Here is a 20,841-nt window from a genome sequence, read left to right on the forward strand (position 1 = left end):
AAAGATTGATATGATAAAAGAATAAAGTGGTTTTGTTTCTTTTTTTGAAAGCAAAGGAGGAGAAAAAATGAGTGATTATCATAGATGGTAAATTAAAAAGTATGTTAGATATTATTATTGAAAAAGAAGATGCTTACAATCAATATACGGAATTAATAAAGGATTTGATGTTTTCAGGCATTCAGCAATACATTCAGAAATATAATAAGCCGGAATGAAACTCTGACCTTGATTTTTCTAATAGAACCAAGGTTTTTTAAACTGCAATTGCACTTGCAAAACAAATCACTCCACACATAATTGGAAATCATATGTTAAACTAATCCAACCACCACAAAAAAGGAGAAAAAACCATGCTATGGATCCTCACACAAAACCAGCAAACTCTAATTCATGTACAAGAAGTCTCAGTAAGCGGGAAAAAAATTGAAGGGATGATCTTGGGAAGTACTTCTTGGGCAAAGATGCTCGGCAAGTATGACTCAAATGATCGCGCAGCAGAGATTCTTCAAGACATGATGAAGACGATTGAAGAACATCCAAATGCCACGATGACATACCGAATGCCACTTCAATAAAAAAGAAACCACCTTTTCATCGTGAAAAGGTGGTTTTTGTTTAGGATGGTGTTTTTCCAAAGGCTAAGAATAAAGGGATGCCTGTGCCGACAAGGGTTGTGGCAAATAGGAACATACCGCAAATAAATAGAAAATGGCTGGCTGAAAAGACGAGTGCCAGAATGAGAAAAACGATGCTGAGTCCTACCATGCTATAGGATGGGACAAAGCGGCGTTTGTAGGTGGCTTTCTTTGTTAGGAATGAGAAGAAAATACCAAATACCAAAGGGACAATCCATAAGTAAAATAAAATAATAAGAGACATACATCATACCTCGATTTTTCCTTCTATTTTATCAGATGCCGATCACAACGGATACTACAAAGCTTCACTTTGTAAAATAATTCATGCAATCGACACAATTAAGTAGGCTGATTCATCGAATGCGTTTTTTGTTTCATATATTCAGGCTGTAAAAGGGCGTACACACAATGATCGGTAAAGCGATTGCCCAGCCATTCACATTGCCTTAATATTCCCTCAAGCGAAAAGAATAATCTCTCTGCAATGCGTCTGCTTTTCTGATTGTCGACAGCAGCCCTAATCTCAATACGGTGCAGTCCGCACTCTTCAAATAAATAGCGAATGACCGCTTTGCAGGCTTTTGTCATGATGCCTTTTCCTTGATAGCCTTCTCCGAGCCAATAGCCGATTGAAACGGTTCTATTGATCCAATGAATTTGATGGGTGCCAATGATGCCGACGAGCTCTCCATGTGACCAGATGCCCGCTTGAAAACCGTTGTTCTGCATCGCTTGCTGCATGGCGCCTTGGATAAACGCCATACTGTCTTCCTCTGTCTGCGTTGAATCCACCCAAAGCATCCATTCACGTAAATGCTCTCTCGACCGCTGAATGAGCAAATACAGACTTCTTGCGTCTCTTGGCTCAAGCAGCCGCATGGATATCTCTTGATCCTGATAAACAAACATGAACCCACATCCTCTCAGGGGAATTCTACCATAACCAAATGGAAAGAAAAAGACAGCTCAACACTGTCTTTTACATAAACGTATCTACAATTAAGAAAAGATTAAGTGCTACAACAAGAGCTGCTATCACCCAAGATATTCCTGTCACCCAGCGGGCATTCGTTAATTCGCCCATAATTCGCTTTTTACTTGTAAATAAAATGAGCGGAATTAAAGCAAAGGCAATACCAAAGGATAAGACGACCTGACTCATCACAAGCGCGGAGGTCGGGTTCACCCCAGATGCAATGATCGCAATAGGGGGAATGATGGTAATCAGCCGGCGGACATATAGCGGGATTCGGTATTGAATAAAGCCCTGCATAATGATATCGCCTGACAGTGTACCAACAGAAGAGCTGGATAGTCCGGCTACAAGCAGACCTACACCAAATAAGATGGCTGATACAGGCCCTGCGAGTGTACCAAAATGCTGAAACGCAACATCCAGATCTTCAACAAAGAGACCATTTTTATAAAATAAAGCGGCTGCCACAATCAACATGCTGGCATTGATGGCCCCGGCGACTATCATCGCAATGAGGATATCTAAAAACTCAAAGCGGAAAATCTGCTTTTTCTCCTTTTCCGTTCTGCCGACGACTCTTCTTTGGGTTAAAGCTGAATGTAAGTAGATTGCGTGAGGCATCACAGTGGCACCTAAAATTCCAGCTGCAAGCAGCACGCTGTCTGCGCCATCAAATTTTGGAATGAAAAGTCCGCCAGCGACACTTGCGATATCTGGTTTGGCGACAAAGGTTTGCACAGCGAAAGCGATCACGACAACGAACAGCATGCCTGTAATACCTGCTTCTAATGCTCGATAGCCTCGTCTTTGCAGCTCTAATATCGCAAATGAACCGATAGCGGCGATAATAGATGCTTCAAGCAGAGGGATTCGAAAAAGCAAGTATAAACCAAGTGCCGCCCCGATAAACTCAGCTAAATCCGTGGCAATAATGACGAGCTCTCCCTGAATCCATAAACCGATTGAAACGGGTTTTGGAAACTCTTCACGTGCGATTTCAGGTAAGTTTTTACCTGTCGCGATTCCAAGCTTTGCGGATAAGGACTGGATGAGCAAAGCCATGAGATTTGATATGAGAATGACCCATAAAAGGAGATATCCGTATTTGGAGCCAGCCGCAATGTTGGTGGCGAAATTTCCTGGATCAATATATGCAATGGCTGCGATAAAAGCAGGGCCGAGAAAAGGAAGGAGCCTTCTAAATCCTTTGACCTTTCCTTCAAGTGCACGTTCAGCTGCCGCTGACATGTGTGCCTGTGCCTCGATGTATTTGTTTGTCATATGTCATCACCTAGATTCTACAAAGTTTTGCTTTGGCACAAAAAGTTTCCTTGATGCAATTTTTAATCATCATATGCCCATCTTCATGAAAAGTCAACTATCTGAACTAATAGGTTTGTTTATCATATGTAAGTGAAAAAAATAGATACCTTGTCAATCCATCACATAAAAAACACCGCCACTTAGACGGTGTCCCTACTGCTTCCTCTGTTATTCGTTTTTTTTTAAGATACCCTTGATCCCACACTACGGAAGATCAGGCTTAAGATAATGACAAAGATCGCTGCTCCTAAGATTGCTGGAAAGATCGCAAAGCCTGCCAGACTAGGACCCCACGTTCCAAGTAATCCATGACCAATCCAAGCACCTGCAAGCCCGGCAATCATTGAACCGATCCATCCTCCTGGTACACTACCTCCAGCGAGTGCACTGCCAATAAGGCCGATGACAATCGCCACAACTAATGAAATCAGAAATCCTAACATGTTGATCACTCCTCTTTTTGTTTGTGTATTAAGCAATAACCGTTTTGAAAAAGTTTCAAACCTTTCGAAACCGCTTCAATGTTCTATACGTATGATGGACAAGGATTGTGTATAATAACAAACAAATACTTGAGCGGCATCTAAGGAGGCAAATGGCATGGAGGAAAAAGAGTGGCTAAAAGCACAATTAAAGGAGATTGAACAGTGGGAGAAAGACCAGCAAAAGGTATGGTTTTGGGAGAAACTCAGCCGCCTTCCATTTCAAATGCTGGACAAGCTGACGCCTGCCTTTATTCAGAAAAAAATCGGTGTGCTGCTTGATGAAATGGGGCATTACATTCAATCAGGCGGTGCCTATTTGACATCAGAAAAAGGCATCATCCATCAATTTCAAAAGAAATGTGCTGATGATTCCATTCAGCGCATAGAAGATATTGAAAAAGCTCCTATTGAAATCATGGATGCCATTAGTGAACATATGGGGAAAAACAGGACGAACCTCGCCACGGTACAAGGTGCGACAACTGGTGTCGGCGGTATGTTTACGCTGGCAGCAGATATTCCTGCGGTACTGGGGCTCTCCCTTAAAACATTACAGGATATTGCCGTCACCTATGGCTATGATCCTAAAAACAAGGAAGAGCGGGTCTTCATCATAAAATGCTTACAGCTGAACTCTGCTGATGTGGTGGGGAAGAAATCTATATTAAAAGAGCTGAGGAGCTATCAAGCTTCAGAAGGAAAGCACGAAAACATGATTTCCCAAATCCAAGGGTGGCGTGAAGTGGTGTATAATTACCGGGATTCGTTTGGCTGGAAGAAGCTGTTTCAGCTTGTTCCCATAGCAGGCATTTTGTTTGGCGCAGTTTCCAACCGCTCACAACTAAAAGGTATTGCCGAAACAGGCATGATGCAATACCGAAAGCGAAGAATTGTCACAAGATTAGAAGAGCTCACGCAGCAAGAACAGAGTGAATCTGGTGCATAAAAAATCCCTTTCTCAAAGGGATTTTTTATTTGGTCTCATCCTCATCTTGAAAAGCATGGATAGGAGAATGTTCATAACGCGCACGCAGCTCGCGAATCTGCTTGATTAGGGTGGAACCAATGGTTTTTTCGGCTTCCTCATACAAAGGATCGAGGGCTTTCACCCATTTTTGTCTTTCTGCTGGCGTCAATTCATGAATGGCAATCGGCGATTCCCGTTTAATGTCCTCTAGCTGATCTTTGTTCATCTGTTCTGCATGTTTTTCATTCCAAGCTGTTGTTTCTTCCATGGCTTCAAGTAAAATTCGTTTCGTTTCAGGTGTCTGGCGTTCAAAGAAGGATTGATCTGTTAAGACCACATAGCCCAAATACCCGTGATTACTGATCGTCATATAGTCTTGTATATGATAGAATTTTTTTGAATAAATATTTGAAATGGTATTTTCTTCACCGTCTACTTTTTTTGTCTCTAATAGCTGGAACGTTGAATTAAACGATTCCTGATAGGGCTTTGCGCCAAGAAGTTTGAATTGTTTTTCAATCATATCGCTTTGCATAATGCGGAGAGATTGGTTTTTTAAATCACCAGGCTGTTTGATTGGACCTTTATTAGAGGTGATTTGCTTAAAGCCATTTGTCCAATAGGCCATTCCCTTTAGCCCGTCTTTTTGCAGGGTGCCAAACAATCTTTGTCCAATTGCACCGTGTAGGCCTTCTTGAACCGCATCATAATTAGAAAAAGCAAAGGGAAGGTCAAGCGCCAGCCACTCAGGGGACAGCATGCCGAGCTTCGAGGTAGACGGGGCGATAAATTGAACTTGATTCTCTTTGAGTGCATTAATTTCTTCTATATCAGAATAAAGACTCCCGTTGGAGAAAATTTGAATGCTGATCTTCCCATCAGATTTTTCGTGCACAAGCTCAGCAAATTTCTTTGCGGCAAGTCCTTTTGGTGTATTATCTGCCACGACATGGCTAAATTTGAACACAAGCTGATCCTTCAGCCCTGTCTGTTCATCATCAAAGGTCGTCGCTGATTTTGGCATCATATGATAAAAACCAAAGTATAAAGCGGTTACAAAACCGATTATGAGCAATAGTGTATAGGCGAGTAAATTCTTCATGCGTCCGATCCCCCTTATGTCAAGCATACTTGACCGAGGAAGAATTCGTAAAGATACAGGTGAAAAAATGATGAGAAATCGATTGAAATTACAACAATTATCTATTAGATGGAAGCTCACCATCCTCACATATTTCGTTGTCATTTTCGCCCTTTTAATCGGAGGAATTGTCCTTGTTGGGGGAATCCAGCAAACAGAGGAACGAGAGCTTCGAAAAAGGCTCATGAACACGGCGAGAACAGTGGCTGAGATGAATGAGGTGAAGCAGGCGTTAGCTGATCAAACAAAGGAACGTAACCGATTACAGTATGCCATCGAAGAGATTCGGATTATTCAAGATGCTGACTACATTGTCGTCATGGATATGGATCATGTGAGATTAACGCATCCAGTAAAAACAAGGATTGGTCAGCGCTCGGAGGGGACAGATGAAGAGCCTGCTTTTGCAGAGCATATTTATTTCTCAGAAGCAGAGGGAGAGCTTGGGACAGCCATCAGAGCCTTTTATCCAGTGAAGGATGATCAATTTAATCAAACAGGGGTTGTCCTTGTAGGGAGAACGCTGCCAAGTATGATCGATATATTAGGAGAAATGAAGCGGGATATCCTCATGATCCTTCTGCTGACGCTCAGCTTTGGGCTTGTAGGCTCATTTTTGCTCGCCCGTCATATTAAACAGCAAATGTTTAAGCTGGAGCCGCATGAGATTGTCAGAATGCTAGAGGAGCGCACCGCAACCTTTCACTCTATTAATGAAGGGGTCATCGCCATTGATAATCAGCACATGATCACCATTTTTAATGAAAAGGCGAAGCAAATTTTTGGTGTGACAGGGGATGTCGTAGGCGGGAATATTTGGGATGTGCTGTCTGACACAAGACTCCCTGAGATCATTGATCGCGCTGAACCCGTTTACAATGAAGAAATTCATATGAGCGGAAAGCGGATTATGAGCAGCCGGATTCCGATTGTCATGAAAAAGAAAATTATCGGAGCGGTCGCCATTTTTCAGGACCGGACAGAAGCGGCAAAATTAGCAGAGGAGTTAACCGGAGTCAAGAACTTTGTTGACGGTCTGCGGGTGCAAAACCATGAGCATATGAACAAGCTTCATACGATTGCCGGGCTGATTCAGCTTGGTAAACCCGATCAGGCGCTCGATCTAGCCTTTCAAACGACGGAAGAACAGGAACATGTGATGGACTTTCTTCACCGCGTCATTCAGCATGATGCCGTTGCGGGATTATTGATGAGCAAAATCAGAAGGGGCAAGGAGCTAGGCATAAAGGTCGAAGTAGACGAACATAGCTGTCTGCGTGATTTCCCTGAGCGTCTAGATCAGCATGATATGACGAAGCTGCTTGGCAATCTGATCGAGAACGCCTTTGCCTCGTATGATACTGTAGAAAGAAACACAAAACGCATTTCTATTAGTATTGATCAAACCGAGGATGTCCTCGCGATGCTAATTGAAGACAATGGCTCCGGGATTGAAGAGGAAATGATTCCTTATATTTTCGATAAAGGTTTCACACACGGTAAAGAAGGCGGAACAGGCTATGGCCTGTATATTGTAAAAACGATTATCGACAAAGGAATGGGAAATGTAGAAGTCACATCAAGCATCGGCATTGGTACCACCTTCTCAATCGAATTCCCAATGACAATAGAGGAGAGAGACAGATGACTCAGATTAAGGTGCTATTAATTGAAGATGACCCGATGGTGCAAGAAGTGAATAAAGAGTTCATTAAGAGTGTTCCTGGCTTTCAAGTTGCGGCAGTCGCAGGTAATGGGGAGCAGGGCATCCAGCTGATCAAAGAAATTCGTCCAGACCTTGTTGTCCTCGATGTATATATGCCAAAAAAAGATGGCGTGAAGACGCTTCAAGACATTAGAAAGCAAAAGATACAGGTGGATGTGATCGTTATTTCTGCGGCAAAGGACAAAGAGACCATTGGCATCATGCTTCAAAATGGCGCACGAGATTATATCATCAAGCCGTTTAAGTTCGAACGTATGAAAGAATCACTTGAAAACTATAAAGCGTTTAAATCTAAAATTCGCACAGCAGCAGAATTTTCTCAGGAGATGCTGGATGATATCATACGAAAGCCTGCTGTTAAGCAGGAGGATACTTGGCTCCCTAAGGGGCTGAATGTGCATACGATGAATGAAATTAAAGCCTATATGGGCTTGCAGGAAGGCCCGCAGTCTGCAGAGGAAGTTGCCAATGCACTCGGCATTGCCCGTGTCACGGCACGCCGGTATTTAGACTTCTTAGTGAAAGAAGGCGAGCTGAAATTAGATATGCAATATGGCGGGGTTGGCCGGCCTGTCAATAAATATATCGTACATTCTGACTAAGAGACCAAAAAGACCAAAATGTACGATATGTTCATAAGCTTCACAGCCTTTGATGAAATCGCTATCATTTATCTACAGATAACAGTTAAGCGTTTACATCAAAGGGTGAGGGAGTTGATTTTTTATGAAGAGGCTTTTGAAGAACCTGACATTTCAGGTGATTGCAGCTGTCATTATCGGGATCATTGTCGGGATGGTTTGGCCAAACGTCGGAAAAGAAATGAAGCCGCTTGGTGACACCTTTATCAATGCCGTTAAAATGGTCATCGCGCCAATCATTTTCTTAACCATTGTTCTTGGTATTGCCAAGATGGGGGATATGAAAAAGGTTGGAAAAGTTGGGGGAAAAGCATTTATTTATTTTGAAGTCGTCACGACGCTTGCTTTGGTCATCGGTCTTTTTGTGGTAAATATCATGAAGCCAGGTGCAGGTCTGGACTATAGCAAGCTTGAAAAAGGGGATGTTTCACAGTATACCCAAAATGGGGGACAGGGTATCGACTGGATGGAATTTGTCACACACATCGTACCATCTAATATGGTAGATGCTTTTGCAAAGGGTGATATTTTACAGGTCTTATTCTTCTCTATTTTATTCGGTGTTGCGCTTGCTGCACTTGGCGAGAAGGGGAAAGGAATCATTGAGTGGCTTGATAAGCTGTCACTTGTTTTCTTTAAAATCATTGGATATATCATGCGTGCTGCGCCGCTCGGTGCATTTGGGGCAATGGCTTATACGATCGGACACTTTGGTTTGGCATCGATTAAACCGCTCGCAAGTCTGATGCTCTCCGTTTATATGACCATGTTCCTGTTCATCTTCGTTGTGCTGAACATCATTTGTAAAATGTATGGCTTCAGCCTGTTCGGTTACCTGCGATTTATCAAGGATGAAATTTTAATTGTTCTTGGCACAAGCTCATCAGAATCCGTGCTGCCAAGAATGATGGATAAAATGGAACGCTACGGGTGCTCTAAGTCTGTGGTTGGTCTTGTCATCCCAACAGGGTATTCCTTTAACTTAGATGGAACCTCGATCTACTTATCGATGGCTGTGGTCTTCTTGGCACAAGTGTTTGGTGTAGACTTGTCCATCGGTCAGCAGATCACCATCATCCTTGTCCTGATGCTCACCTCAAAGGGAGCGGCTGGGGTGACAGGAAGCGGATTTATCGTGCTGGCTTCTACACTCGCTGCACTACAGGTCATTCCGCTAGAGGGGCTTGCACTGCTGCTTGGGGTAGATCGATTCATGAGCGAAGGAAGAGCCATTACAAATCTTATTGGAAATGGAATTGCAACAATCGTTGTTGCGAAAAGTGAAGGTGAATTTGACGAAGCGAAGAGCAAAACAGCACTTCAAGAAATGCGCAATATGAAGCAGGCTGTATAGTATAAAAACAACCTAAAAACCGAAACCTTATGTTCTACATGGGGTTCGGTTTTTTCTTGTGCTGAAAAGAAAAAACATTAAAGCTTGATAAAATTAAAACGAATCGTAAGACCTTATTGACCTTTTATTATATAATTTACAGAAAGATCCGATATAATGTATATCAGATCCGATGAAAAATAGACTTTAGTCCTGGCAGGTGTGTAACGTAATGGCGGCATTTTTTAAATTGTTCGAAAAACCCGGTGTTAAGCGGTTTTCTGTATTTGTAGTATTAGCCACAGCCTTATATCTATTAAGAGGAATGATGAATTTAATTCTCTTGACCTTCATATTCACCTTTTTGATGAATCGGTTAGAAGAGGTCATTAGAGGTTTTTTAAGTCACTTCCTGAAAATAGGACAGAAATCGGTTATCACCATTTTGTATATTCTTTTGGCTGGTGGATTGACGTTTGGCGGATTCGTTTTTGTGCCAATTATCGCCAAACAGGTGGAGCAGCTATTTCATTTAGGAAAGAAAATTGCAGATCATCCACAAGATTTACCCTTCTTTGATGTCATCACCAACGTATTCGGAGATTTTAAAATATCAGCTTACTTTGAGAAAGGGTTTAATTTCCTCTATACATACTTAACAGATTTCAGCACGTTCAGTATCCAGGTCATTATGTCCTTAATATTAAGCATGTTCTTCCTGTTCGAAAAGGAACGCCTCATTCAATTCATGAACAAGTTCAAAACGAGTAAAATCTCTGTGTTCTATCATGAAATAGCCTTCTTTGGACGTAAATTTTCCAGAACGTTTGGAAAGGTACTCGAAGCACAGTTTATTATTGCAACCGTTAACTGTGTCTTAACAACCATTGCGCTAGGCATTATGGGATTCCCGCAATTATTTGGATTAGCGGTTATGGTCTTTTTGCTAGGCTTAATCCCAGTAGCGGGTGTGGTCATCTCACTTATTCCACTCAGCATCATTGCGTATACCCTTGGAGGCGGCATGTATGTCCTTTATATTGTGCTGGTGATCGTCATCATCCATGCCATTGAAGCCTACTTCTTAAACCCGAAGCTCATGTCAGCAAAAACAGAACTCCCTATTTTCTTCACATTTATTGTGCTGATCTTCTCTGAACACTACATCGGGATTTGGGGACTCATTATTGGTATACCAATCTTTGTGTTTATCCTAGATATTTTGGAGGTCACCAACAAGGAGGAAAGTAGTTAAAAAGTTCATTTGAACCTGTTTACAATTTTCTAAAAATAAGGTATAAATAGTATGAAAATATCATAATAACCACACGCTTAATCCTTCTAAAGGAATGGGGGACCCACTATTTTGGGGTGAATTTTTCTCTGTTGAGAAAAAAGGACATCTCTTCGTCCTAACCCGTCAGCTAACCTCATCGGCGTGAAGAGAGTAAACGGTGGTATATGTAAGGACACGCAGACCCACGAGAAAACTCTCTCGTGGGTCTTTTTGACGAGGAAGGGGAGATTTTATTGAAGCTGGCTACAAAAATTATTATTGCCCTTATTGTAGGTGCAATCACGGGACTTTTGCTTAACATTTTCGCTCCAAATGTATTCAAAGTGTTAGATCCTTATCTATTCACACCTCTAGGTCAAATCTTCTTAAACTTGATTAAAATGTTAGTAGTGCCGATCGTATTCTTTTCCATCACACTAGGTGTAGCAGGTCTAGGTGATCCGAAAAAGCTTGGCAGAATCGGCGCAAAAACCATTACTTATTTTCTACTTACTACTACTTTTGCCATCATCATTGGCATTTCATTAGCCTTATTGATCAAGCCGGGAGCATTCGGTAATTTTGATACGAAAGCGGCTGATTATTCCGCAGAGGAAGCCCCATCAATGGCAGAAACACTACTCAACATCATTCCAACCAATCCAGTCCAATCTTTAGTTGAAGGAAACATGCTTCAAATCATCGTCTTTTGTGTGTTTTTAGGCCTTGGCATTGCCATGCTTGGGAAGAAGACGGAAGGTTTGCTAAAGCTGTTTGAACAAGGAAATGAATTAATGATGTTTCTTGTCGGCATAGTGATGAAGTTCGCACCGTACGGAACATTCGGTTTGATCGCAACCGCAATTGGCAGCCAGGGATTTGATGCGATGAAAGCGATGGGCCTCTATTTCTCGGTCGTATTAGTTGCGCTCGTGCTGCATTTCTTCCTGACTTATGGGTCAACTGTCGCCATTTTAGCGAAGCGAAATCCGATGGCGTTTTTCAAAGGATTTTCTCCAGCAATGGTTGTCGCATTTAGTACATCAAGCAGTAACGCAGTCCTGCCAGTCTCAATGGAAACAGCCCAGAAACGTTTGAAGGTGCCAGAGCCGATTTCAAGCTTTGTACAGCCGCTTGGTGCAACCATTAATATGGACGGCACAGCGATTATGCAAGGGGTCGCGACCATTTTTATCGCGCAAGTATATGGAGTTGAACTGACGCTTGTCCAAATGCTGACGGTTGTCTTAACGGCTGTCTTAGCAAGTATCGGCACAGCGGGTGTGCCAGGAGTTGGGCTCATCATGCTCGCTATGGTACTGAACTCTGTGAATCTGCCTGTTGAAGGCATTGCGCTCATCCTTGGCATAGACCGCTTATTAGATATGGCAAGAACCGTTGTCAATATTACAGGTGACGCAGCATGTGCGGTGATTGTGACAGAAACGGAGAAAAAACACGAGAAAGACGCAGCATCACCGAACCTATCCATGTAATGTAAAAGAAGGGCTGACTCGATCAGTCCTTTTTTTCATGGGCCCCTTGTCTTGCGTGGTATACTTTTAACAGAATGAGCGGTCTTATTTACCGCCATAGGCTTTACATCAGAAGGAGGAACCACGTTGGAGTCTGCTGTTCTAAAAGTAGAGAAAGTCGATAAACGAATTGGCCGGAAAATGATCTTACAAGATATATCTATAGAAATAGGGAAGGGAGAAATCGTCGGCTTACTTGGGCCAAATGGGTCTGGAAAAACAACCTTGATTCGTTTGATCGTTGGCTTGATGAAAAAAAACAATGGCCGAATCATAATCAATGGATATTCACAGGATGAGGATTTTCTACACGCGATGTCATCTGTTGGTGCAATTATAGAAAATCCCGAATTTTATTCTTATTTAACAGGCTTTGAAAACCTTGAACTGTATGCGGCGATGCACGATGGAGTGACTGAGGAACGAATGCAGGAAGTGGTGAAAAGAGTTCGTCTGGAGCACGCCATTCATCAGAAGGTGAAGACGTATTCACTGGGGATGAAACAAAGGCTTGGGATTGCACAAGCCATATTACATCAGCCGAACCTGCTGATTTTAGACGAACCGACAAATGGACTTGATCCTGCAGGTATGAAGGAATTCAGGGAGCACTTGCAAACACTAGTACGAGAAGAAGGAACGTCCGTCTTATTTGCCACACATTTATTGCATGAGGTAGAAGAGCTATGTGACCGCATGATCATCATTCAAAAAGGACAGATCAAAGCCAGTGCGAAGCTCCGGGACATGGAGGGGAAAGAACAGATACTCATGAATATTCAGCCAGTGGAAAAGGTGGTTTCGTGGCTCGACACGCAGGCCTATACATATGAACGAAATGGAGCGCGTGTATTACTTCAATTGAACAAAGAACAAGTGCCTGAGCTGAACAAACAGCTTGTTCTGGCTGGGTTTGATGTACTTGAAATGACGCCTCAAAAGCCATCAATTGAAGAGGCATTTATAAAATGGACGGAAGGCGGGACGGCAGATGCTTCAACTCATCAAGAATGAGCATAAGAAAATTATGAGGAAAAAGATCACATTCATTGCTCTTGGATTGATCGTTGTTTTTCAATTGGCGATGGCTCTAGCGTTGAAACGAGTCATTTCCAGCTTTGGTGGACAAGACACTCTCGCCAATTATTTTGCTTATTCCACGAACGTCGTGTTTATTTTACAGGTGCTCGCTGTTGTCATTGGCGCAACCTTGATCTCAACAGAGTTTCAAAAAAGGACGATCAAGTTTTTATTGATCCGGCCCAAAACAAGGCTGCAAATTTTTCTGTCAAAATACATCACACTTGTGCTGACGATCATATATTTGTTTGTTTTTTATTATGTATTAGCTTTTTTATTTGGCCTTATTTTCTTTGGTACTGAATTTGATGAAAGTACGGGACGATTATTTCAGCATACGTATGCTGTTATCGGATCTCAGTGGGTGGAAGTAATCATGATGGCAAGCTTCGCTTTTATGTGTTCCAGCTTGTTTAGGAACAGCCTCGTTGCGCTTGTGACCTCGTTTTTTGTTTTATATGCAGCGAAATCACTTGTGCCTATAATGTCTCTTTTAGAAAATCAATGGGGGAAAATCCTGCTTTTTGCTAATACGGACTTTACTCAGTACAGCTTTCAAGGACCGCCGCCCTTCCATGGCATGAGCCCTTTGTTTTCTCTATTTATAGTGGGGGCGCATTTTGTTTTCTTTGTTGGCACGGCTTGGGTTCTTTTTTGGAAACGTGATGTAAATGTGTAAAAATTGTGTCAAATAACAAGAAAAATTCGTGACATATTTGTGAAAACGAGTCTGTATTTCACGATAACCGGCTGATTTTGTCTTATAATAAGATGGAGTCTTGGAGGTGGCACTATCGTGAAAAATTTCATTACGGCTTTACCAATTTTGTTGCTGCTGTCGTTTTCGTTTGTGTCTTTTGCCTTCCAGTTTGATCATCTTGTTTATTTCAGACTAGCGCTGGGGATCTTTTCGTTAGCGGGTCTTTTCTTTCTGTATACACTTAAAAGAAACATGAAATGGTTCATGGTTTATTTATATGCGAGCTGGATCATTCTTGCTGCCGTCACAACATTTGAGGAGCCTGTCTTTTCTCAGTTCTTCTTCGGTGGTTTAACAATGACAATGGGTTATCTCACATATATGCTCATTTATTTAGGAATGAAGCAGGACCGTGTAGCGAAATCACATTAAAACAAAAGCCGATAAAATCTATGATGCGATTTTATCGGCTTTTTTATTTCTGTTCAAAAAGACAAAAGAGACGAGCAGCCAGCTGTGACTGCTCGTCTTATGTTTATGATTCACGTCCAGCAGCTGCAAGCTGCTTCTGATGCTTTTTGTCGATGTTTTCGTATATACTTTCCATCATTTTAGGGTCGCGCATGATGGCCTTCTTGTTCTCTTCAATCAATTGCTGATATGTTTTGATTTTCTTCTTAGACATGTGACTCATCGCTCCTTTATATAAGTATAGACGTCTATAGGATTTCACATAGATGAAATTGATAATCATTATCAATTGGCAACTCTATTATACAAAGCGAAATGTCAGAAGTAAAGATTCAATTCAGAAAATTCACGTAACCGACATATTCCAAGCCGAATCGACGCTCATTCTTTCCCAGGAAATAATTCCTGTTATTTCTTGTCGTAAGTGAAACATCTATATAAAACATTCTTTCGCTCATTGAAACGTTTTGGATGTGCAACTCGTCTTATGGAGAGATTTGATGTAAGAGATGGAGAAGAAAAAAGACACCAGCAAACGTTTGCTGATGTCCTTCGTTTAACCCATTAAGAAACGTGCCCTTGAAGAAACTCTGTCACTTCTTCAGGTGATTTTGCGTTTGCGCTGTGTAAATGACCTGTTTTTTCGCCATTTTTGAAAATCAACAGGCTTGGAATACCCATGACCTGATACGTTTCTGCTAATTCAGGGAAATCATCTTTGTTTATTTCAAACCATTCATGGTGAGCATAAGCCTCTAAGATGTCTGGAATGAACATGTCCATTCTTGTACAGTCAGGACACCATGTTGCAAAGAATTTAACGATGACTTCTTTGTCAGATTGAATGATTTCATTGAATTGTTCAGTACTTGTGATTTTTTTCAATTTGTCACAACTCCTTTTCAATGTCATTTTAATATAAAATAATGGCGAATGACATACAAATGCTCGGGAGGCGCTTACAACCTTTACAAATCATTTCAATTCCGTAACAACAAAAATTAATTAGAGCATTTTTGCTTGAAAGTGATAAGATAGTAAAGATGAATTTTAGTGGGGGGAGTATCCATTGAAAATAAGTTTAGGATTGATTTACGGCGGAAAGTCAGCCGAACATAATGTATCACTGCAAACAGCCCTTGCAGTTACAAAAGCACTTAACACTGAGAAGTTCGATATACATCCAATTTATATTACAGAAGAGGGTGAATGGCTAAGAGGAGAAAAACTCACTGAACCAGTTTCAAACGTCAAAATGCTTCAATTTGAACAGAACGCAAAGACGTTTTTACCAACTTCTTTAAATGAGAGCATGTTTCCGCAGCCTGCATCTGCTGATGAGAAGATTGATGTTGTCTTCCCATTGCTGCACGGGCCAAATGGTGAAGATGGAACGATGCAAGGATTACTTGAACTGCTAAATATCCCGTATGTCGGCAACGGCGTTCTTGCTTCTGCCGCGGGTATGGATAAAGTCATGATGAAAGATGTTTTTGCTCAAGCAGGACTTGCACAAGCAAAGCACCTTTCCTTCAATAAAAAAGACTATGAAAAGGCCACACCAGACAGCTTAGAACAGGTGGAACAAATACTTGGCTATCCATGCTTTGTGAAACCTGCCAACATGGGGTCAAGTGTTGGAATTAGCAAATGCCGCAGCAAAGAAGAGCTGCAAACCGCATTCGATTTGGCTTTCCAATATGATCGTCGTGTGGTCGTCGAAGAAGGCGTCGTTGGAAGAGAAATCGAAATTGGTGTATTAGGAAATGACGAGCCGAAATGCTCTGTCGTTGGTGAAATTGCACCTAAAACAGATTTTTATGACTACAAAGCAAAATATGAAGATGGCGATACAGATTTGATCATTCCTGCAAGTGTGTCAGAGGATGAATACAAGACGATTCATGATATGGCGATTAAGGCATTTAAAGCCCTCGATGGTTCTGGTCTTGTACGTGCAGACTTCTTCCTCACAGAAAAAGGCGAAGTGTTGATCAATGAAGTGAATACAATGCCTGGATTCACACCATTTAGTATGTTCCCGCTGCTTTGGAAACACACTGGTGTAGAGTATCCAGAGCTGATTGAAAAGCTAGTGTCACTTGCAATTGAACGCCATCAAGAAAAACAAACCATTAAAACGACTTTTTAATGTGAGCAACAAGCAGACACTATCCTTAGGTAGTGTCTCTTTTCCTTCAAACGTGAAATGAGAAAGAGAGGCGAAAAAATCATGATCAAACGTACAGTGAAACAAATCGCCCAAATGGCTGGTGGGACACTATCTAATCAAGCTTTTGGCGAAGAGCAAATTCTCGGAGTGACAACAGATACACGAAAAGTATCAAAAGGTGCATTGTTTATCCCCCTAATTGGAGAACATTTTAACGGTCACACATTTGCTTCTAAAGCAGTGGAGCTTGGAGCCGCAGCTGTTCTTTGGAATCAAAAAGAAGCCAATCCACCGTTCGGTGTACCTGTCATTCTTGTAGAGGATACACTGGCAGCACTTCAACAGCTGGCAAAATCATACTTGAAAGAAGAAAAACCTCGTGTTGTCGGTATTACAGGAAGTAATGGGAAAACCACAACGAAAGACATGATTCATTCCGTCTTACAAACGGCTTACCAAGTTCATAAAACAGATGGTAACTTTAATAATCATATCGGTCTACCTCTCACCATTCTTGCAATGCCGGAAGGAACAGATATTGCTGTGTTGGAGATGGGGATGAGTGCAAAAGGTGAGATCGAGTTTTTGTCAAAACTCGCTGAGCCTGATGCAGCAGTCATCACCAATATTGGAGAATCTCATATGCAAGATTTGGGATCAAGAGAAGCCATTGCTGATGCAAAATGTGAAATCACAAAAGGATTAAAAGAGGATGGCATCTTTTATTACTTAGGAGATGAACCCTTGCTGCGCGAGAGAGCGACTGCACTTTCGCAGCGTGTGAAAACCTTTGGAGAAGCAGAGGACTGTGATATCAAGGTAACGCATATCAACCAGCTTGCAGAAGGAACTGAATTTCAAGTCGAAGGGTATGCTCAGGGGTTTCTCATTCCTGTATTAGGGAAACATAATGTGAAGAATGCCCTTGCGGCAATTGCCATAGGCCAGCACTTTGGACTGAATGAAAGACAAATCGCCCAAGGACTCATGCAAACAAAGTTGACAGGGATGCGTCTTGAGCTGTTTAAAACAGAGAAAGGAATCACTGTTATCAATGATGCGTATAATGCAAGTCCTACTTCCATGAAAGCTGCAATTGATCTTGTAGGAGATATGGACGGCTTCGCTAATCGCATTCTTGTCCTTGGAGACATGCTCGAGATGGGCAGCGAAGAAGAAACGTATCATTATGAACTAGGCCGCTACATCAAGCCTGAATTTATTGATCATGTGATGACGTATGGCCGCCTAGGTGCATTCATCGCTGAAGGAGCAAAGCAATCATTCGGTGACGCGCGCGTGTTCTCATTTATGGACAAAGAGGAACTGAAGAAAAAACTTGCTGACGTAGCAGGTCCTGACGATGTTGTTCTAGTCAAAGCCTCACGCGGCATGAGATTAGAAGAAGTCATTACTGCACTATAAAGAGTGAGCGCAAAGAAGGTGACAGAATGATTGGCTGTCTATGTATACATGGATTCACTGGCGCCCCCTATGAAGTGGAACCGCTGGCGCAATATTTAAAGCAGAAGACAGATTGGAACGTTCAGTCAGTCACGCTTCCGGGGCATGGGGATGAGCTTCAGCTCAAAGGCATTTTCTATCAAGAATGGATTGCAACAGCTGAATTAGAACTTCTATCTCTTTACCGAACATGCGACACCATTTTTTTGATCGGCTTTTCCATGGGAGGAATGATCGCTTCTTATCTTGCAGCGAAGTATCCGGTTGCTCGTCTCGTCCTTTTAAGTGCTGCGGCTAAATATGTGAATCCAAAACAAATGATTCAAGACACAAGGCAGATGCTGAAGGAATCATTGTCTGGGCTGATTGATACGAATCCTTTGTATGATAGATACCGCCATAAGCTAACGAGCACGCCGCTGTCAGCTGCTGTAGAATTTATGAAGCTGGTGAAGCAAACGAAGAGCTCCCTTGAGAAGCTTCACCTCCCTGTGTTAATTGTTCAAGGTGAAAGTGATGGGATTGTGCCCGCTTCAAGTGCAGAATTTATTGATCATAAAATCCCGTCTCGTCAGAAAGAAATGTTTTATTTACCTGATTGTAAACACCATGTTTGTCACGAGCCATGTGCACAGCAATTGTTTGAAAAAGTAGAGCAATTTCTAAAAAAAACAATTTAATCTATAGAAAAGCGAAAATGTGGCTAAACTAATATAAATTGAATCCCACTTGTTAAAAATTGCATCATTTTTGTCGAATGAGTGACAAGCCTATGGTACAATAGGAAAGAAAAGGTGGTTGATTCGGTTGTTTCATTATGACGGAAAAACCTTTGTCCCGCAGTCTAATTCGAGTAACGGAGAAGTATCGGCAGGAACCATATTTCAATATCGTCAGGACGGGAATATATTAACGGGCACATATCAAGGCGGCAGTATTGTATCTGGTGTACTTGTAGGAACTGTGAATGAGGATGGAACACTTCATTTTAGGTACCACCATGTCAGCAAAGACGGCAGCATGAGAAGCGGGTCTTGCAATTCTACACCTAAGCAGTTGGATAACGGAAAAATTCAACTGTTCGAAAAGTGGAAATGGATGGATGGAGATCAAAGTGATGGTGAATCTGTCATTGTGGAACAGTAGATATATCCATTTCTGTCTTGTTGAAAAACAAATAGTGTAATGGTAAGATATAAGGTAGGGTAATTCGGGCTTTGTATATAATGGACCTGTCCTTTCGGAAAAGGGCAGTTTTTAATGATCATTCACGAGATTACTGAAACAGCAATTAGAAGGAGTTTGAATAATTTGACTATAACGTTTCAAGATTTTCAATTAAGCGAAAGTCTCATGAAAGCTATTAACCGCATGGGATTTGAAGAAGCAACACCGATTCAAGCGGAAACAATTCCTCTCGGTCTTCAGAATAAAGATGTCATTGGACAAGCACAAACAGGAACAGGAAAAACTGCAGCATTTGGTATTCCTCTTGTAGAAAAAATCGACCCAGCGTCTCCAAATATCCAAGCGATTATCATTGCGCCAACAAGAGAACTAGCGATTCAAGTATCGGAAGAGCTATACAAAATTGGCCAAGACAAGCGTGCGCGCGTACTTCCGATTTACGGTGGACAAGATATCGGCCGCCAAATCCGTTCGCTCAAGAAAAATCCTCATATCATCGTAGGGACTCCAGGACGTTTACTCGATCACATTAACCGTCGTACAATGCGTCTTCAAAATGTTGAAACTGTTGTGCTAGATGAAGCAGACGAAATGCTAAACATGGGTTTCATCGAAGACATTGAATCGATCCTTTCAAATGTACCAAGTGAACACCAAACACTTTTATTCTCTGCGACAATGCCTGCACCAATTAAGCGCATTGCAGAACGTTTCATGACAAACCCAGAACACGTAAAAGTAAAAGCAAAAGAAATGACTGTCTCTAACATCCAACAGTTCTACTTGGATATCCACGAGCGTAAGAAGTTTGATACATTGACTCGTCTTCTTGACATTCAATCGCCTGAGCTTTCAATTGTCTTCGGCCGTACGAAGCGCCGTGTTGACGAATTGACAGAAGCACTTAACCTTAGAGGTTATACAGCTGAAGGAATTCATGGTGACCTGACACAAGCGAAACGTATGGTTGCGCTTCGTAAATTCAAAGAAGGTTCAATCGATGTGCTTGTAGCAACAGACGTTGCAGCACGTGGACTTGATATCTCAGGCGTAACACACGTGTATAACTTTGACGTGCCACAAGATCCAGAGAGCTACGTACACCGTATTGGACGTACAGGCCGTGCTGGACGTACAGGTATGGCGGTGACATTTATCACACCGCGTGAAAAAGATATGCTTCGTGCCATTGAGCAAACGACTAAACGTAAAATGGAACGTATGAAAGAACCAACTCTAGATGAAGCAATTGAAGGTCAACAGCAAGTAACCATTGATCGTCTGCGCACAATCATCAGTGAAAACAACTTAAACTTCTACATGACAGCTGCTGCTGAATTGCTAGAAGATAATGATTCTGTCACAGTGGTTGCGGCTGCCATCAAAATGATGACAAAAGAGCCAGATGCAACGCCTGTTCGTTTGACAGATGAAGCACCAATGATTTCAAAACGCAATCGCAACAACCGCAGCTCTTCTAAACGTAGAGACGGCGGCGGAGGAGGCGGCTATCGCGGGAAAAGCCGTTCATCTTACGGTGATAAAAAGCGTTCATCAAATGACCGCAATCGTTCTTCTAACGATCGTCGTCAAAAGAAATCTTATAACAACTAACATACAAGAGCGAATCCTTTGCAGGGTTCGCTTTTTTTAACAGGCTTATTGAAACTTTTTAGGCTCTGTTTCGTAATATATTGATAGAAAAGTAAGAGAATGGGGGA

General features: G+C 41.9%; 23 protein-coding genes and 1 riboswitch. Of the genes, 16 read left to right on the forward strand and 7 right to left on the reverse strand.

Translation table 11 applies throughout. The annotated features are described in order from the left end of the window. Positions 1 to 71 precede the first annotated feature (71 nt). Positions 72 to 218: a hypothetical protein gene (locus tag MHH26_RS00375; RefSeq protein WP_334750820.1), complete on the forward strand. Its 147-nt coding sequence runs from the start codon at positions 72 to 74 to the stop codon at positions 216 to 218. A 135-nt stretch (positions 219 to 353) separates the two neighbouring features. After that, complete coding sequence (locus tag MHH26_RS00380; protein WP_003214145.1) at positions 354 to 578, forward strand: hypothetical protein; 225 nt, start codon at positions 354 to 356, stop codon at positions 576 to 578. 40 nt (positions 579 to 618) lie between these two features. Here the strand turns inward: MHH26_RS00380 and MHH26_RS00385 are convergent, their stop codons facing one another. From MHH26_RS00385 to MHH26_RS00400, 4 genes are all read right to left on the reverse strand, one after another. Next, entirely contained in the window at positions 619 to 882 is a 264-nt protein-coding gene (locus MHH26_RS00385; RefSeq protein ID WP_034663988.1) for a hypothetical protein, read from the reverse strand. A gap of 98 nt (positions 883 to 980) precedes the next feature. After that, positions 981 to 1,550: a GNAT family N-acetyltransferase gene (locus MHH26_RS00390; RefSeq protein ID WP_340971731.1), complete on the reverse strand. Its 570-nt coding sequence runs from the start codon at positions 1,548 to 1,550 to the stop codon at positions 981 to 983. A 70-nt stretch (positions 1,551 to 1,620) separates the two neighbouring features. Further along, entirely contained in the window at positions 1,621 to 2,898 is a 1,278-nt protein-coding gene (locus MHH26_RS00395) for an Nramp family divalent metal transporter (RefSeq protein WP_034663985.1), read from the reverse strand. 224 nt (positions 2,899 to 3,122) lie between these two features. Then, positions 3,123 to 3,383: a GlsB/YeaQ/YmgE family stress response membrane protein gene (locus MHH26_RS00400; RefSeq protein WP_034663984.1), complete on the reverse strand. Its 261-nt coding sequence runs from the start codon at positions 3,381 to 3,383 to the stop codon at positions 3,123 to 3,125. Between the two features lie 157 nt (positions 3,384 to 3,540). On the opposite strand from MHH26_RS00400, the gene MHH26_RS00405 reads away from it, so the two are divergent. Next, complete coding sequence (locus MHH26_RS00405; RefSeq protein WP_106031665.1) at positions 3,541 to 4,371, forward strand: EcsC family protein; 831 nt, start codon at positions 3,541 to 3,543, stop codon at positions 4,369 to 4,371. A gap of 25 nt (positions 4,372 to 4,396) precedes the next feature. Here the strand turns inward: MHH26_RS00405 and MHH26_RS00410 are convergent, their stop codons facing one another. After that, positions 4,397 to 5,494 (reverse strand): DctP family TRAP transporter solute-binding subunit, encoded by a 1,098-nt coding sequence (locus MHH26_RS00410; protein ID WP_034663982.1) that lies wholly within the window; start codon positions 5,492 to 5,494, stop codon positions 4,397 to 4,399. A 67-nt stretch (positions 5,495 to 5,561) separates the two neighbouring features. Between MHH26_RS00410 and MHH26_RS00415 the strand changes: the two genes are divergently transcribed. The 8 genes from MHH26_RS00415 (at position 5,562) to MHH26_RS00450 (ending at position 14,256) form a co-directional block, all read left to right on the forward strand. Continuing rightward, on the forward strand, positions 5,562 to 7,181 hold the full coding sequence (locus tag MHH26_RS00415; RefSeq protein WP_427847051.1) for an ATP-binding protein: 1,620 nt from the start codon (positions 5,562 to 5,564) through the stop codon (positions 7,179 to 7,181). Further along, complete coding sequence (locus tag MHH26_RS00420; RefSeq protein WP_060595580.1) at positions 7,178 to 7,861, forward strand: response regulator; 684 nt, start codon at positions 7,178 to 7,180, stop codon at positions 7,859 to 7,861. The genes MHH26_RS00415 and MHH26_RS00420 overlap by 4 nt, the downstream gene beginning before the upstream one ends. 124 nt (positions 7,862 to 7,985) lie before the next feature. Continuing rightward, positions 7,986 to 9,254 (forward strand): C4-dicarboxylate transporter DctP, encoded by a 1,269-nt coding sequence (gene dctP / locus MHH26_RS00425; RefSeq protein WP_034666695.1) that lies wholly within the window; start codon positions 7,986 to 7,988, stop codon positions 9,252 to 9,254. Positions 9,255 to 9,465: 211 nt separating this feature from the next. Continuing rightward, on the forward strand, positions 9,466 to 10,488 hold the full coding sequence (locus tag MHH26_RS00430) for an AI-2E family transporter (protein WP_034663979.1): 1,023 nt from the start codon (positions 9,466 to 9,468) through the stop codon (positions 10,486 to 10,488). Positions 10,489 to 10,552: 64 nt separating this feature from the next. Next, a riboswitch (cyclic di-AMP (ydaO/yuaA leader) is annotated at positions 10,553 to 10,686 on the forward strand. Positions 10,687 to 10,763: 77 nt separating this feature from the next. Then, entirely contained in the window at positions 10,764 to 12,005 is a 1,242-nt protein-coding gene (locus MHH26_RS00435) for a dicarboxylate/amino acid:cation symporter (RefSeq protein WP_307499085.1), read from the forward strand. A 126-nt stretch (positions 12,006 to 12,131) separates the two neighbouring features. Further along, positions 12,132 to 13,058 carry an ABC transporter ATP-binding protein gene (locus MHH26_RS00440; RefSeq protein ID WP_307499086.1) on the forward strand — a complete coding sequence of 309 codons (927 nt, stop codon included), beginning with the start codon at positions 12,132 to 12,134 and terminating at the stop codon, positions 13,056 to 13,058. After that, a complete protein-coding gene (locus tag MHH26_RS00445; protein WP_340971738.1) occupies positions 13,036 to 13,803 on the forward strand; it encodes an ABC transporter permease in 768 nt (255 codons plus the stop codon). Before MHH26_RS00440 ends, MHH26_RS00445 begins: the two co-directional genes overlap by 23 nt. A 117-nt stretch (positions 13,804 to 13,920) precedes the next feature. After that, positions 13,921 to 14,256, forward strand: a complete 336-nt coding sequence (locus tag MHH26_RS00450; protein WP_008359528.1) for a hypothetical protein — start codon at positions 13,921 to 13,923, stop codon at positions 14,254 to 14,256. A gap of 103 nt (positions 14,257 to 14,359) precedes the next feature. Here the strand turns inward: MHH26_RS00450 and fbpB are convergent, their stop codons facing one another. Both fbpB and MHH26_RS00460 read right to left on the reverse strand, forming a co-directional pair. After that, positions 14,360 to 14,509 carry a Fur-regulated basic protein FbpB gene (gene fbpB, locus MHH26_RS00455; RefSeq protein ID WP_340971741.1) on the reverse strand — a complete coding sequence of 50 codons (150 nt, stop codon included), beginning with the start codon at positions 14,507 to 14,509 and terminating at the stop codon, positions 14,360 to 14,362. A gap of 350 nt (positions 14,510 to 14,859) precedes the next feature. Beyond that, positions 14,860 to 15,180 (reverse strand): thioredoxin family protein, encoded by a 321-nt coding sequence (locus MHH26_RS00460; RefSeq protein WP_034663973.1) that lies wholly within the window; start codon positions 15,178 to 15,180, stop codon positions 14,860 to 14,862. Between the two features lie 184 nt (positions 15,181 to 15,364). On the opposite strand from MHH26_RS00460, the gene MHH26_RS00465 reads away from it, so the two are divergent. The 5 genes from MHH26_RS00465 to cshA all read left to right on the forward strand — a co-directional run bounded on the left by MHH26_RS00465 (position 15,365) and on the right by cshA (position 20,734). Continuing rightward, positions 15,365 to 16,447: a D-alanine--D-alanine ligase gene (locus MHH26_RS00465; RefSeq protein WP_060595585.1), complete on the forward strand. Its 1,083-nt coding sequence runs from the start codon at positions 15,365 to 15,367 to the stop codon at positions 16,445 to 16,447. Between the two features lie 81 nt (positions 16,448 to 16,528). Next, positions 16,529 to 17,893: a UDP-N-acetylmuramoyl-tripeptide--D-alanyl-D-alanine ligase gene (locus tag MHH26_RS00470; protein WP_106031671.1), complete on the forward strand. Its 1,365-nt coding sequence runs from the start codon at positions 16,529 to 16,531 to the stop codon at positions 17,891 to 17,893. Positions 17,894 to 17,919: 26 nt separating this feature from the next. Further along, complete coding sequence (locus MHH26_RS00475; protein ID WP_034663968.1) at positions 17,920 to 18,612, forward strand: alpha/beta hydrolase; 693 nt, start codon at positions 17,920 to 17,922, stop codon at positions 18,610 to 18,612. Between the two features lie 127 nt (positions 18,613 to 18,739). Then, a complete protein-coding gene (locus tag MHH26_RS00480; RefSeq protein ID WP_034663966.1) occupies positions 18,740 to 19,078 on the forward strand; it encodes a glutamate synthase in 339 nt (112 codons plus the stop codon). A 165-nt stretch (positions 19,079 to 19,243) separates the two neighbouring features. Next, positions 19,244 to 20,734: a degradosome RNA helicase CshA gene (gene cshA / locus MHH26_RS00485; RefSeq protein ID WP_060595587.1), complete on the forward strand. Its 1,491-nt coding sequence runs from the start codon at positions 19,244 to 19,246 to the stop codon at positions 20,732 to 20,734. Positions 20,735 to 20,841 lie beyond the last annotated feature (107 nt).

Source organism: Bacillus sp. FSL K6-2839 (assembly GCF_038003365.1).
Taxonomy (GTDB): Bacteria; Bacillota; Bacilli; order Bacillales; family Bacillaceae; genus Bacillus.

What these genes read in the sequence shown, in the direction of transcription:
- MHH26_RS00380 (WP_003214145.1), top strand. Translation starts at nt 354, where the DNA reads ATGCTATGGATCCTCACACAAAACCAGCAAACTCTAATTCATGTACAA.
- MHH26_RS00385 (WP_034663988.1), bottom strand. Translation starts at nt 882, where the DNA reads ATGTCTCTTATTATTTTATTTTACTTATGGATTGTCCCTTTGGTATTT.
- MHH26_RS00390 (WP_340971731.1), bottom strand. Translation starts at nt 1,550, where the DNA reads ATGTTTGTTTATCAGGATCAAGAGATATCCATGCGGCTGCTTGAGCCA.
- MHH26_RS00395 (WP_034663985.1), bottom strand. Translation starts at nt 2,898, where the DNA reads ATGACAAACAAATACATCGAGGCACAGGCACACATGTCAGCGGCAGCT.
- MHH26_RS00400 (WP_034663984.1), bottom strand. Translation starts at nt 3,383, where the DNA reads ATGTTAGGATTTCTGATTTCATTAGTTGTGGCGATTGTCATCGGCCTT.
- MHH26_RS00405 (WP_106031665.1), top strand. Translation starts at nt 3,541, where the DNA reads ATGGAGGAAAAAGAGTGGCTAAAAGCACAATTAAAGGAGATTGAACAG.
- MHH26_RS00410 (WP_034663982.1), bottom strand. Translation starts at nt 5,494, where the DNA reads ATGAAGAATTTACTCGCCTATACACTATTGCTCATAATCGGTTTTGTA.
- MHH26_RS00415 (WP_427847051.1), top strand. Translation starts at nt 5,562, where the DNA reads ATGATGAGAAATCGATTGAAATTACAACAATTATCTATTAGATGGAAG.
- MHH26_RS00420 (WP_060595580.1), top strand. Translation starts at nt 7,178, where the DNA reads ATGACTCAGATTAAGGTGCTATTAATTGAAGATGACCCGATGGTGCAA.
- dctP (WP_034666695.1), top strand. Translation starts at nt 7,986, where the DNA reads ATGAAGAGGCTTTTGAAGAACCTGACATTTCAGGTGATTGCAGCTGTC.
- MHH26_RS00430 (WP_034663979.1), top strand. Translation starts at nt 9,466, where the DNA reads ATGGCGGCATTTTTTAAATTGTTCGAAAAACCCGGTGTTAAGCGGTTT.
- MHH26_RS00445 (WP_340971738.1), top strand. Translation starts at nt 13,036, where the DNA reads ATGCTTCAACTCATCAAGAATGAGCATAAGAAAATTATGAGGAAAAAG.
- fbpB (WP_340971741.1), bottom strand. Translation starts at nt 14,509, where the DNA reads ATGTCTAAGAAGAAAATCAAAACATATCAGCAATTGATTGAAGAGAAC.
- MHH26_RS00470 (WP_106031671.1), top strand. Translation starts at nt 16,529, where the DNA reads ATGATCAAACGTACAGTGAAACAAATCGCCCAAATGGCTGGTGGGACA.
- MHH26_RS00475 (WP_034663968.1), top strand. Translation starts at nt 17,920, where the DNA reads ATGATTGGCTGTCTATGTATACATGGATTCACTGGCGCCCCCTATGAA.